Source organism: Halarcobacter ebronensis, from assembly GCF_013201825.1.
Lineage (GTDB): Bacteria > Campylobacterota > Campylobacteria > Campylobacterales > Arcobacteraceae > Halarcobacter > Halarcobacter ebronensis.
In genome coordinates this window covers 1,367,655-1,380,370 of the sequence record NZ_CP053836.1, presented here as the reverse complement: position 1 = coordinate 1,380,370, position 12,716 = coordinate 1,367,655, and the positions used below count along the sequence as shown (strand labels likewise).

Here is a 12,716-nt window from a genome sequence, read left to right as displayed (position 1 = left end):
CAGTTATGAGATTTATAAAACTAATGCTATTAATTTTATTTTCTTTAATAGTAATAAAAAGTTTAAGTGCTGGAAGTATTAACCAAGCTGATAAGGGAGCTAAATCTACTTTAACAAATAGCAGTAAAGAAATATTCTTTAAATTACATTGTAATATGTAATAGCAAAAAAAGGAAAAAACATGAATATATTATCATTTTTAATCTACTGTATTATCATCACATTTACCCCAGGCCCTACTCATATAGTTACTTTGTCAACTGTTCAAAACTATGGAGTAAAAAGAGCAGTTAGTTTTTGTTATGGAGCATCTATTGCTTTTGTAATTATTTTAGTATTGTCTGTTATTTTAAACTCTTTATTGGCTTCATTTATACCAAAAGCTATGCTTGTAATGGAAATAATTGGGGCAAGCTATATTTTATATTTAGCATATCAAATTTATAATATGGATAATTCATCAAATGAGAAAAAAGATTTTGGCACTTTTAAATCTGGATTTTTAATGCAGTTTATAAATCCAAAAGTGATTCTTTTTTGCATAACAGTTTTTCCAAGTTTTATTATGCCTTATTATAGCTCTTTATTTGAGTTACTTATTTTTGCTATTGTTGTTGCAAGTATAGGTTCAATGTCATTCTTTTTCTGGGTAATATTTGGAAGCTTATTAAAGTCATTTTTGAAAAAACATAAAAGAATTTCAAATACATTATTATCCCTGTTTTTAGTATATTGTGCTATTATGATATCAGGAGTTACGGAGTTTAGCTAAAAATATGGATAAATTTATATATAAAAATAAATTAGATATTACTGCTTTATCTGCAAAAATGAGTAAATTCTCTTATAAAAAACATGCACATGAAGAATACACCTTAGGTGTTACTTTAAATGGTGTTCAACAATATAACTTAGAAGGAGTTTCTCAAACATCATATAAAAATGGTGTTATGCTTTTTAATCCAGAACAAGTACATGATGGAAAGGCAGGGAACTTCAAAGATGGATTAGATTATGTTATGCTTTATATTAAACCTGAACTATTTTTAGAAGCTTTAGAAAAAAAAGATATAGTCACTTTTTCTAAACCTATTGTTTATGAAGATAAATTGAAAAATGATATATTAAACCTTTCTTATTCAATATTAAACAATAAAGACATCACTTTATGTAATGAACTATATTTAAACTTGATGAGTAATTTTACTTCAAAAGACTTCTCTTTAGAATATACAAATGAAACAGAATTTATAAAAAAAGCAAAAGAGATTATTTACTATAATCTTGATGAAGTTCTAGATATTGATGAAATATCTAAAGAATTAAGTATTTCAAAATTTCAATTTATTAGGATTTTTAAAGCAAATACAGGAATAACTCCTTATCAATATTTTTTAAACTGTAAAATAGTTCATGCAAAAAAACATTTGGATACAACAAAAGATTTATATGGAACTGTAGTTGAGTTTGGATTTACTGATCTTTCCCATTTAAATAGGCATTTTAAAAGAGTTTATGGTGTTACAGCGTATGAATATATATCAAAGAGTTAAAATAAAGAAATAACAATTAATACCACAAAAAATTCTGAGTAATCTTATCAACAACCTCTATTATTTAAGTCAGTTAATACTTGAAGCCAAAAATTAGCTCCCTCACTTTCTGATAAATAAAGTCCTAATATCTCTTTTCTGCCATTTAGTCTAACAGCAAGTATAGTATAAACTGCTTTTGAGATATATCTACCATTCTCTTTAATTTTATAATGTATTGCATCAAGCCACACAAATGGATAAATCGATTCAAGAGGTCTTTGTTGCCACTTGGTATTACTTTGTCAATAACAGCACTAATAGTAGCTTTGGAAAACTCTAATCCGTACATCTCTTCAATATGTTCGGATATTTGAGAATAACTATTACCTAAAGCATACAAAGATAAAATTTTTTGTTCTATATGCTCAGAGATATGAGTTTGATGTTTTTTAACTATTTGAGGTTCATAAGAACCGTTTCTATCTCTTGGAACATCAAGTTCAAATTCACCAACACTACTTTTCATAGTTTTAGAAGATTTGCTATTCTTTCTGTTTTTATTTATCTCTCTTATAAGATGAGATTCAAGTTCTGCTTGTAATGCAGCTTCGGTAAGTTGTTTGATAAGTGGAGCTAAAACTCCATCTTTACCATCTATTTTTGCACCTGCTTTTATTTGTTCAAGTACATCAGTTAAATCAAGTGTTTGATTCATAGTTCAATCCTTTAGAATAAATTCTATCAGACTGACATAAAATTTCTAACACTCCCCACAATTACTCATACATTATATTAAAACCTTCCTCTTCTTTTGGTTCTTGAAAATATTTGGTAATTGCATCAAAAGTTGCTTCATCTATCAAAGGAGCATCTTTTGGTAAGTTTTCATTTCTTTTTTTTAGTTGCTCTTTACACACTTCATCACTTCTTTTTACATAATACATAATATGTTCAACATTTGCTGTTTCAAATATATTTTTAAACCACTGCCTTTGAGAAACAGTATTTGCTGGAAAATCCAAAACAACTTCATTGCCTTTTTTTAAAAGGTCAATAATAAATTCAAACATCGTATCTTTTAATCTTTTTGAATACTTTATATAATCTTCAATGGTTTTTATTTCATCGGGATATAACTTTTTTAAAAGTTCATCTTCACTTAAAAAAATGGCATTATGTTCTTTAGAGAGTTTTTTTGACAGTGTCGATTTACCTGCTGCCATTTTTCCACACATAAAATGCAATTTATTTTTCATTTTCCACCCTTTGCATACTAAAATTTATTAACTCTTTTTTAATTTTTAGATTTATTGAATAGATTTAGCATAACCAATCGCATTTTGTACCGCTTTTTTAGCTTGGGGAGAATTTTTCCAACAACTGCTTCCCAAAATATCTGAAACAATATCTGTAATCTCTTCCAGACTACTTTTAGATAAAACCTCCAACGAATCAATACCTATTTGCTCAAATCTTTTTATAACTGTTTCGCCTACAAACTTTACTTCTAAAAGCTTTTGTTTTTCTTCTTTTGAAAATGGCATTTAAATCCTTTATATATATTAAAATAACTCTATAATTTTTTTTGAATAATCTTTATTGTTTTAATTTTTCTATTTTCTCTAATGCAACTTCTAAATTTTTAACTATTTGTTCATTTAAATTATAGGCACTAAGTTTTCCTTTATTTTCTTTAATATACTCTTCAGATTTTTTCAATATTTTTTTTAGAAAAGCATCTTCTACAAATAAGTTTTCTTTTCCCTTATAATATCTATCTTTTAAAATTCCTCCAAAATAATGCATAGTTAAGCCATCTGTGTTAATAAGTACATTAACTAAATTATTAATATTTATATTATTTAATATTGGTTTATCTTTATAATAAATAAATCTAATATCATTTTTACCTTCTAATAAATCAAGAAGTATTTGTGTATCTTTTTCTTTTATTGCTAAAATGATTTTTTCTGAATCTTCTTTTTGCTTTAAATTCTTTTTTTCTTCCAAAACTTCATCTATATAACTTTTCAATTTTTCAAAATTTTCACTTTCAAAATATGCAATATTTTCATAACTTGTATCGGTAATTGCTCTATTTTTTATAAAGTATATATCCTCTATATTAAAATTATTTTCATCAAATAATACTTTAAAATTTATCTTTATTAAATCAAAAAGTTTTTCAAATTCAATATCTAATAACTCTTTTTCTTGAAAAAATAACAACAAGGAAGATATAAACTTAAAATGTTTATAATCCTTATATTCATTAGATTGAAACCTTTTAAATACATCTTCTAACAGTATTATAAATTCCTCATCTGTTAAATTATGAAAAGAGCTTAACTTTTTCCATGAAGGAGTATTTTCATCAATGTAGTATTTGCTATTTTCTAAAGCTTTTTCAATTTCATCTTTTTGAATATTTGAATTAATTAATATTTCTTTCCATTGTACAATAGAGATAATCACATCAGAATTATCATCATGTTTATATTTATCTAAAAAAGTTAATTCTTCTTTCTTTTTAAAAGAAAACAATGATAAAAAATTAGAGTTTTGTTCATCATTAAGCAAATCTAAAACTTCATCATTCCCTCGTTTTATTTCAAAAGAAAAGAGAAAAAACCAATATAAAATATCTTTAATCATCTCTTCTTTTTCATAATATTTTATTAAAATTTCATCATGAAGCCTTTCAAAATCAAGTAACGTTTGTCTTAAAAACCTAAGATTATTTGATTTTGAATTTTTAAAAAGTTTTAATATTTTTGATTTTTCTTTTTCTAAAATATCTTCTTTTACTCTTTTCTCATTTTTTAATTCACTTAAAAAACTATCAAATGCAGCACTCGGATTTGTTTTAAACTCAAAAGTTTTTCCAATAAGTTTTTCTTTTATTTGAGGATATTTATCCGTTTTTTCTAGTTCTTCTTCATTTGCAATAAGAATTACTTTATAAGATTGATGTTCTACAAAAAAGTTTATATATCCAAGTAAATCAATAATATTTATACCACTTCTTTCTAAATCATCAAATATTAAAATATAATCTTTAGTATTTAATAAATCTTCAGGCTTAAAATTAGGTATTTGAACACTTGCATTTCCATCAGCTTTTCCATCAGCTTTTCCATCATCATTTAAATCAATTTTTAAAGTACCTTTTAAAAGTTGTTTAGCAATTTTTCCTGCAAAAATAGTTTTTTTATTGTAAAGTCTTGGATGTATAGCTTCTAAAAACTTAGTTTCTATTTCATCAAAAGAAGTAACTCCATACAAACTTACATAAATATATTTTTGTTGATTTTTATATAATTGTTTTTTATACCCATTAATAAAATGTGTTTTTCCACTTCCCCACTTTCCCTTTAAAAGGACTGCATATTGAGGATTTGGAAGTTTTGTATAATAATCTAAAAATTCATTAATATATTTATTAGGCATACTTCACCTTTCTATTCAAGTTTTTCATTATATCTAATTCTTTTTTTCAACCCTAAACCCCATCACTTTATCATCTGTCTTTTTTGTATCTTCAAGTATTTGAGTAAGTAGTTCAAAGGCTGTTTTGATATGTTTAGTATTTTCTATTGTTTGATTTTTATTTAGTTTCAAATCTTCTTTTAGATTTTTTAGTTCTATTACTATATCTTTATAAGTTATTGCAAACTCTCTAAGCTTTGTAAAGGTGCGCATGATGTTTATAGTTACATCTGTGGCAACTTTACTTTTTAGTACAGTTGCTAGCATATATACGCCCTGTTCTGTAAACACTTTAGGTAATGTTCTTGTTTTAGTAAATTTTGTGGTCGAAATTTTCGACCGCAAAACTTCAAACTCTTTTTCACTAAGTTCAAAATAAAAATCTTCAGGAAATTTTTCAGGGTTATTTTTTACAGCTTCATTTATTCTTTTAGTTTCTACTTGATAAAGAGTTGCCAAGTCACTATCTAACATCACTTTTAAGTTACGAATATCATAGATTTGATTTTCAATCAATTGTTTTGGTAAGTTTTCCATAGAACTACTCCATAATAAATATAAAGTAATTCTATCAATGTTTTGTAGAAATAATAAAAAATATTACATAATGTAATTAAATCTAAAAGTTTTTAATCAAGTCCTCAAAAACAGCAGTTAACCCTTCTACTTCTTTAACTGTAGTTCTCTCACCAATACTATGAATAGTATCATTTATAACACCAAACTCTATGGCTTCTATTCCAAAAGCTCCAAAATATCTGGCGTCAGAAGTTCCTCCATGTGTTGAGTGTTTTGTGGTTACTCCTAAAACCTCTTTTATAGAGTTTTCCATAGCTTTTACCACTTTTGATTCTTTATTGGTTACAAAAGGAAATGAGCCTTGTGTGCTCACAAAGTCATACTCTAAACCTTCTAAATTTTTATGGATAAATGCTTCTACAGACTCTCTTGTGGTATTGGTTGAATTTCTTACATTGAACATCAGTTTCAGTTCATTTGGTGTTACATTTGTAACTTCCATACCACCTCTTATATCAGTTATTACCATCTTTGATGGGGCAAAATATTCATCTCCATTATCAAGGTTATACCCTGCTAGTTTTGGTAAAATTGAGGCAAAGTTATGAACTGGATTAATGCATTTTTCAGGGTATGCAGCATGACCTTGTTTACCTTTTATAGTGATATATCCATTTATACTTCCACGTCGCCCTACTTTTATAGCATCACCAAAAACCTCTTCACAAGTTGGTTCTGCTACAACTGCATAATTTGGTATAAAGTCTATCTCTTTTAAGTGTTCAAGCATTTTGATAGTTCCATAAGTTCCCTCACCCTCTTCATCACTTGTCATTAAAATTGAAAGTGTTCCATCAAAATTTTGTGCATGTTTACAAGCATATAAAAAGGCAGCATCACCACTTTTCATATCTTGAGAACCTCTTGCACTTATTACTCCATCTACAACTTCTGCTGCAAAAGGGTCTATTTCCCAACCCTGCCCTACAGGTACTACATCTATATGTCCTGCAAAACATAAGTGTTGCTTTTTCTCATTGAATTTTTTATAAAAAAATCTATTTTTTACACCTTCCATATCAACTTTGATACACGACCAAGTATCACCTAAATACTCTTCTATAAAATCAAAAGCTCCATCATCATGGGGTGTAAGTGATTTAAATCTTAATAGTTTTTGAAATAACTCTATGCTTGTCATCTTTTTCCTTTTCTAGCGCAATTTTAACAAATACTAAATAAAAGAATAGAGCATTTTTATACATAAAAACATTAGTAAACAAGCAAAATATTTCTTTACAGTATCAACAGGTAAAGTGTGAGCTAGTTTTACTCCTATTGGTGCAGTTAGATAACTAAAAAGTGCAATAAAAAAGAAAGCTGGAAGAGAGACAAAACCAAATACATAGTGTTCTAAATCTGTATTTTCCCAACCATTTACAATAAATCCCAAAGTTCCACTTACAGCAATGGGAAAACCAACAGCAGCACTTGTTCCTATTGCTTTTCTAATATCCACATTTTGCCAAATAAGATAAGGAACGGTTAAAGAACCTCCTCCAATTGATACCATTGCTGAGATTGCCCCAATTATTGTTCCAGCAGTAAATTGCAACTTTGGACCTGCTATTTTTCTACTTGGTTTTGGCTTCTTATTTAAAAACATTTGAATAGATACATACGCCATAAAGATTGAAAAGAAAATTGCTAAATGTTTTGAACTAAGAATAGAAGCAAGAAAAGTTGCTAAAAAAGTTCCTATTATTATTCCAGGAGCAAGCATTTTAAAAACATCCCATAAAACTCCACCTTTTTTGTGGTGTGCTCTTAGACTTGAAATTGAGGTAACAACAATTGTTGCCATTGAAGTTCCTAATGCCATATGCATCATATTCTCAGAAGGCATCTCTTGCATAAAAAATATCATTGTTAAAGCTGGAACAATAATTCCACCACCACCTATTCCAAAAAGTCCAGCTGCTACTCCAACAAAAGAGCCAAGAAGGATGTAAAGTATGATTGATTCTATTCCTAACATTGTATTGTCCTATTAAGTTTGAGAAGTGTATATTAACACTTCTTCTCTTAAATAGTTAATTACAAAGCCATGGCAAACTTTACAATAAAAAACCCACCAAAAATCAACCATAAGAATAAAATAAATGCTAAATATACAGGTTTTGCTCCCACATCTTTAAACTTATCAAAACTTGTCTCCATTCCAAGGGCTGACATTGCCATTGTTAAAGCAAATGTATCAAGATTATTTATTGTATCAACAGCAACTAAAGGTAAAAATTCAAAAGAGTTAAAACCTACTACAACAATAAACATAACAGCAAACCAAGGTATTGTTATCTTTGCTCTTTTATCTTTTGTCTTCTCTTTGGCAGTTTTTGCCAACCAAATTGATAAAAAAATTAGAAAAGGAGCTATCATCATAACCCTAATCATTTTTACAATAATTCCATTAGAACTTGCTTCACTTCCAATTGCATTTCCAGCTGCAACTACATGGGCAACTTCATGAATAGTTCCACCAATATATACTCCCATAGCTGTTTGATTAAAAGGAATAAATCCAGCTTTATATAAAAATGGGTACAAAAACATAGCAATTGTTCCAAATAAGACTACCGTTGAGACTGCAACTGCACTTTTATATGGTTTGGCATTTATAACTGGTTCAGTTGCTAAAACTGCTGCTGCACCGCAAATAGAACTTCCTGCTGTTGTTAAGATTGTTGTATCTCTATCTAATTTTAAAATTTTTGTTCCAACAAAATATCCAATAACAAAAGTTAAAAATACAACTAAAGCACTAACTAAAACACCACTAAATCCAACAGCTTCAATACTTTGGAAAGTAAGTCTAAAACCATAAAAAACTATACCTGTTCTTAAAATAGTTTTTGTAGAGAAGATTATTCCTGGTTGCCACTCTTTTGGTAATCTATTTCTTAAAGTATTTGCATAAAGCATCCCTAGAATAATTCCAATAATCAAAGGACTAATTCCTAAGTTTTTAAAAACTCTAAACTCTGCTAAAAAAGTAGCAGCGCAGGCAAAAAGAGCAACAAAAAGTATTCCATTTAGTGTATTTTCCCTATTCTCTTTTGTAAACATAATAAACCTTTAAATTAAAAATAAAATTGAGTATATCACTTGAGATTTAATTTGTAAAATATATTATTTTTAATATAATAATTAATATTTTTTATAAGGAGAGAGGGTATGACCTTAAAAGAGTTAAATTTTTTCTATAAACTTTGTGAAAATCCAGCAGTTAGCCAAGTAGCAAATGAGCTTAATATAAGCCAATCAGCAGTCTCTTTGGCAATAAAATCTTTAGAAGGAAAATTGGAAGAGGAGCTTTTTGATAGGGTTGGTAAAAAACTTATCTTAAATGATAGGGGAAAATATTTTAAAAAAATAACCTATGAACACTATCTTTCATTAATTGATGCAAAAACAATATTCCAAAACAATAAACTAGCAGGAACGTTAAATGTTGCAGCAAGTAAAACAATTGCAAACTTTATAATGCCAAATATCTATTATGATTTTTTATCACAATATAAAGATGTCTCTTTACAAATCAACTCTTTAAACTCCTCAATAATAATAGAAAAGATTTTGGATGGATCACTTGATGTGGGACTTATTGAAGCCTCATGTGATAATGCAAATATTATAAAAGAGAAGATAATTGATGATGAACTTATAGTTGTAACAAGTGATAAGAATGCCCCTAAAAAAACCTTTATTGACACAATTGGTAAAAAGTGGATTTTGAGAGAGAGTGGTTCAGGAACAAGGGATGTATTTATAAATGGTTTAGGCAAACTTGCACAAGAGTTGGATATTTTTATGGAGTTATATGAGTTTGATGAGATAAAAAAGATTTTATTAAGACACAACAATACTATAACAGCAATCTCAAAAGTTGCAGTGGAAAAGGAGCTTAAAAACAAAGAGCTTTTTCAAATTGAGCTTATAAATATTGAGTTTAAAAGAGAGTTTCATCTTATATATCACAAGAATAGAACATTAAACAGGCTTTTTACCACTTTTAAAGAGTTTGTTGAGGATCAAATGATAAGTAAAAACTATTATTAAAAACCCCTAGTAGATAATTCTTGTAATCATAGATTAGTATCTTTATGTTATAATTGAATGGAAAACAAAAGGATTATCTATGAAAAATAATAGACTATTAATAACCTTGTTAAGCCTTGTTTTAATCTACGCAATTTTGGGATTTGTAGCCATTCCTAAGATACTAAAACCAAAGCTAGAAAATATAATAAATGAGAATATAAATCAAACTGCAACAATTGAAAAAATTGAATTTAATCCTTTTTTATTAAAAGCCTCTTTAAAAGGTTTAAAAATTGAAGATAAAGGAATAACCACCCTCTCTCTTGATGAAGCAACAATAGATTTTGCAATGTTAAAATCTCTTGATGAAAAGCATATTAATTTCAAAAACTTTTTATTGGTTAACCCATATATAAATATAATTCAATATGAAGATGAGAGTCTGAATCTTCAAAAAATTTTAAAACAAAAAGATGAAAATAGTAAAGAAAAACCTACAGAAGAGTCATCTTCAATTGCTTTTCAATTTTCAAAAACAGTTATAAAAAATGCAAAGATTGAGTTTACAAAACTTATTAAAAACAATAAACCCTATAAACTCCAAGTGGATAAATTTAACTATACCTTTTATGATATGGGAACTTTTAGAAATAATTTAGCTTCTCATTCACTTCATATGATTATAAATAAAAATACAAAATTGGCAATAAAAGGTGGGCTTAGATTAAGTCCTTTTGAAATGTATGGTAATGTAAACCTTACAGATTTGAAACCAACAGAACTAATTGGATATAAACAAGATCTTCTAAATTTTAATCTAGATAAAAAAGCAACAATAAACCTTGACTTTGGTTATCAAGTAAATACTGCAAAAAGCTTGAAAATAGAAGTTAATCATGCCAATTTAAAGATTAATAATATTGCCCTTGATGAAAAGAGTGGAAGACTCTTCTCTTTTGAAAGTTTTAGTATAAATAACTTGGATTTAAAATATCCAGAAAATCAGCTAAATATAGAAGCTATAAGTTTAAATGGAGTAAATACTCATATTAAAAAAGATAAAAAAGAGAACTTCAACTTTAATAATCTTATAAATTCAAAAGAGCTTTCAAATAGTAATGAAGAGACAAAAACAACAACCAAGCCTTGGAATATTGACTTAAATGAGTTTGCTTTAACAAATTCTAATCTTAGCTTTAAAGATGATTCAAACTCATTTAATACAGAGCTTAAAAATATAGCACTTATACTTAAAAAATTGAACATAAAAGGTGAAGATATTACATTAAAAGAGTTAGCGCTAAAGGTAAAAAAAACAGATTTAACTGATAGTTCAAATAATATTAATGTTAAAAATATAGATCTAAATGCTTCAGAAAACTCTTTTATTGACAGTGTTGTTTTAATAAATAAACTCTCTTTAAATAAACCTGATTTACTTTTGGTTGATAATAAAAACAACAGAAAAATTGATGCAAAAGATATCAAAGTTGTAATAAATAAACTTGCAAACAGCAATGGAAATACAAAAATAGAAAAAGTTGAATTCCTTGACCCTTATCTCTTTTTAAAAGATGAAAATAACAAAACAGATATCCTTGCAAAAAATATTGATGTTCTAGTAAATAAAATTGAGCATAAAGATAATACTCTTAGCATAGCCAATTCAACAGTTAATAAGCCCTACTTTGCAATTACACTAGGAAAACAAAATTCTAAAAATGTAATAACCGAAAAGAAAGAAGAAAAGGCTAAAAATGAAGAAAAAAGTAATAACAATTTTCATTTTGATGTTGGACCTTTAAAAATCAAAGAGATGAGAATGACTTTCCAAGATAAAAATCTTCCTATCCCTTTTAGAACAAATATAACAAAACTAAATGGAGAGTTTTCAAGGTTGAATTCAAGTAGTTCTAAACCTACAGAATTGAGCCTTGAAGGAGAAGTTGATAAATATGGTTATACAAAAATAACAGGAACACTTGATGTAAATGATATCAAACTTCTAACAGATACAAACATCATCTTTAAAAATATTGCTATTAAAAACTTCACTCCTTATTCTGGGAAATTTGTAGGAAGAGAGATTGATAGCGGAAAATTAAATCTAAATTTGAAATATAATATAAAAAAATCAAATCTTGATGCACAAAACTCAGTAATAATAAGTGACATTAAGTTAGGTAAAAATGTAAAGAGTCCTGATGCAGTAAATCTTCCTTTGGAGTTTGCAATTGCTTTATTAGAAGATAGTAATGGAGTTATTGATATAGATTTACCTATTAAAGGAAATGTGGATGATCCACAATTCTCAGTTGCACCAATAGTCTGGAAAGCTTTTACAAATTTAATCATAAAAGCTGTAACTGCACCTTTTTCACTTTTAGCTTCACTCTTTGGTGTTGATGAAGAGAAATTAAAAGGGATAGATTTTGAATATGGTAAAAGTGATATTATAGTTTCAGAAAAAGAGGCTTTAGATACCATTGCAAAAATCCTTGAAAAGAAACCAAAATTGGCAATAAATATTGAACCAATATACAATACTATAAACGATAAAAAAGCTCTTCAAAATAGAAAAATTGAACTAAAAATTGAGAATGAGATGAAAAAAGTCTCAAAAGGCGATGAGTATAAAATTGTTTTAGAAAGACTCTATAATACACTAAAAGAGAAAAAAGATATTGAAGAGCTAAAAAAAGAGTTTACAAAAGAGGATAAAGATAAAAAGAGTTACTTTGACAATGAAGCGTATGTAGCATATTTGAAAGATTTTCTAGCTTCAAAAGAGGAAGTTACAGAAGATGAGCTTGTTTCTTTATCAAAAATAAGAGTTGAAGAGATTAAAAACTATCTTCTTAATATTAAAAAAATACCTAAAGAGTCATTAAACTTCAAAGAGATTTCTACAAGCAATAATGAGAAAGAGAAATGGACACAATTTAAAATCACACTCTCAACAAGATAATATAATTATAATTCTAAATTATAATTATATTATTTAAAAAACTTATAATAAAACTTTTGTTAATATTCCAAATCTTTATAATTTTAATAACTAAAACTAATAGG

General features: G+C 27.2%; 12 protein-coding genes and 1 pseudogene. 5 read left to right on the top strand and 8 right to left on the bottom strand.

The window, feature by feature from the left end; all coding sequences use genetic code 11:
* Window positions 1-5: 5 nt before the first annotated feature.
* The 3 genes from AEBR_RS06740 to AEBR_RS06730 are packed head-to-tail and all read left to right on the top strand — an operon-like array spanning window position 6 to window position 1,553.
* Window positions 6-161, top strand: coding sequence for a hypothetical protein (locus AEBR_RS06740; protein WP_164969533.1), 156 nt, complete (start codon window positions 6-8; stop codon window positions 159-161).
* 20 nt (window positions 162-181) lie between these two features.
* Entirely contained in the window at window positions 182-772 is a 591-nt protein-coding gene (locus AEBR_RS06735) for a LysE family translocator (protein ID WP_129088392.1), read from the top strand.
* Between the two features lie 4 nt (window positions 773-776).
* On the top strand, window positions 777-1,553 hold the full coding sequence (locus AEBR_RS06730; RefSeq protein WP_129088393.1) for an AraC family transcriptional regulator: 777 nt from the start codon (window positions 777-779) through the stop codon (window positions 1,551-1,553).
* Between the two features lie 53 nt (window positions 1,554-1,606).
* Here the strand turns inward: AEBR_RS06730 and AEBR_RS06725 are convergent.
* The 8 genes and pseudogenes from AEBR_RS06725 to AEBR_RS06690 form a co-directional block, all read right to left on the bottom strand.
* Window positions 1,607-2,250 (bottom strand): annotated as a pseudogene (locus AEBR_RS06725) (IS256 family transposase); the annotation flags it as partial.
* Window positions 2,251-2,311: 61 nt separating this feature from the next.
* Complete coding sequence (locus AEBR_RS06720; protein WP_129088394.1) at window positions 2,312-2,791, bottom strand: P-loop nucleotide/nucleoside kinase family protein; 480 nt, start codon at window positions 2,789-2,791, stop codon at window positions 2,312-2,314.
* A gap of 51 nt (window positions 2,792-2,842) precedes the next feature.
* Entirely contained in the window at window positions 2,843-3,079 is a 237-nt protein-coding gene (locus AEBR_RS06715; protein WP_129088395.1) for a helix-hairpin-helix domain-containing protein, read from the bottom strand.
* 52 nt (window positions 3,080-3,131) lie between these two features.
* Window positions 3,132-4,985, bottom strand: coding sequence for a P-loop NTPase fold protein (locus tag AEBR_RS06710; protein WP_129088396.1), 1,854 nt, complete (start codon window positions 4,983-4,985; stop codon window positions 3,132-3,134).
* Between the two features lie 33 nt (window positions 4,986-5,018).
* A complete protein-coding gene (locus tag AEBR_RS06705) occupies window positions 5,019-5,561 on the bottom strand; it encodes an ORF6N domain-containing protein (protein ID WP_129088397.1) in 543 nt (180 codons plus the stop codon).
* Window positions 5,562-5,643: 82 nt separating this feature from the next.
* Window positions 5,644-6,744 (bottom strand): succinyl-diaminopimelate desuccinylase, encoded by a 1,101-nt coding sequence (gene dapE / locus AEBR_RS06700; RefSeq protein WP_129088398.1) that lies wholly within the window; start codon window positions 6,742-6,744, stop codon window positions 5,644-5,646.
* Window positions 6,745-6,777: 33 nt separating this feature from the next.
* Window positions 6,778-7,581 carry a sulfite exporter TauE/SafE family protein gene (locus AEBR_RS06695; RefSeq protein ID WP_129088399.1) on the bottom strand — a complete coding sequence of 268 codons (804 nt, stop codon included), beginning with the start codon at window positions 7,579-7,581 and terminating at the stop codon, window positions 6,778-6,780.
* Between the two features lie 59 nt (window positions 7,582-7,640).
* Window positions 7,641-8,669, bottom strand: a complete 1,029-nt coding sequence (locus AEBR_RS06690) for a YeiH family protein (RefSeq protein WP_129088400.1) — start codon at window positions 8,667-8,669, stop codon at window positions 7,641-7,643.
* A gap of 108 nt (window positions 8,670-8,777) precedes the next feature.
* Here AEBR_RS06690 and AEBR_RS06685 point away from each other — a divergent pair, with 108 nt between their 5' ends.
* Both AEBR_RS06685 and AEBR_RS06680 read left to right on the top strand, forming a co-directional pair.
* Window positions 8,778-9,662, top strand: a complete 885-nt coding sequence (locus tag AEBR_RS06685) for a LysR substrate-binding domain-containing protein (protein ID WP_129088401.1) — start codon at window positions 8,778-8,780, stop codon at window positions 9,660-9,662.
* A 79-nt stretch (window positions 9,663-9,741) separates the two neighbouring features.
* Entirely contained in the window at window positions 9,742-12,612 is a 2,871-nt protein-coding gene (locus AEBR_RS06680) for a DUF748 domain-containing protein (protein ID WP_129088402.1), read from the top strand.
* The last annotated feature ends 104 nt before the right edge of the window (window positions 12,613-12,716 follow it).

What these genes read in the sequence shown, in the direction of transcription:
- AEBR_RS06690 (WP_129088400.1), bottom strand. Translation starts at nt 8,669, where the DNA reads ATGTTTACAAAAGAGAATAGGGAAAATACACTAAATGGAATACTTTTT.
- AEBR_RS06695 (WP_129088399.1), bottom strand. Translation starts at nt 7,581, where the DNA reads ATGTTAGGAATAGAATCAATCATACTTTACATCCTTCTTGGCTCTTTT.
- AEBR_RS06710 (WP_129088396.1), bottom strand. Translation starts at nt 4,985, where the DNA reads ATGCCTAATAAATATATTAATGAATTTTTAGATTATTATACAAAACTT.
- AEBR_RS06720 (WP_129088394.1), bottom strand. Translation starts at nt 2,791, where the DNA reads ATGAAAAATAAATTGCATTTTATGTGTGGAAAAATGGCAGCAGGTAAA.
- dapE (WP_129088398.1), bottom strand. Translation starts at nt 6,744, where the DNA reads ATGACAAGCATAGAGTTATTTCAAAAACTATTAAGATTTAAATCACTT.
- AEBR_RS06735 (WP_129088392.1), top strand. Translation starts at nt 182, where the DNA reads ATGAATATATTATCATTTTTAATCTACTGTATTATCATCACATTTACC.
- AEBR_RS06740 (WP_164969533.1), top strand. Translation starts at nt 6, where the DNA reads ATGAGATTTATAAAACTAATGCTATTAATTTTATTTTCTTTAATAGTA.
- AEBR_RS06705 (WP_129088397.1), bottom strand. Translation starts at nt 5,561, where the DNA reads ATGGAAAACTTACCAAAACAATTGATTGAAAATCAAATCTATGATATT.
- AEBR_RS06685 (WP_129088401.1), top strand. Translation starts at nt 8,778, where the DNA reads ATGACCTTAAAAGAGTTAAATTTTTTCTATAAACTTTGTGAAAATCCA.
- AEBR_RS06715 (WP_129088395.1), bottom strand. Translation starts at nt 3,079, where the DNA reads ATGCCATTTTCAAAAGAAGAAAAACAAAAGCTTTTAGAAGTAAAGTTT.
- AEBR_RS06730 (WP_129088393.1), top strand. Translation starts at nt 777, where the DNA reads ATGGATAAATTTATATATAAAAATAAATTAGATATTACTGCTTTATCT.
- AEBR_RS06680 (WP_129088402.1), top strand. Translation starts at nt 9,742, where the DNA reads ATGAAAAATAATAGACTATTAATAACCTTGTTAAGCCTTGTTTTAATC.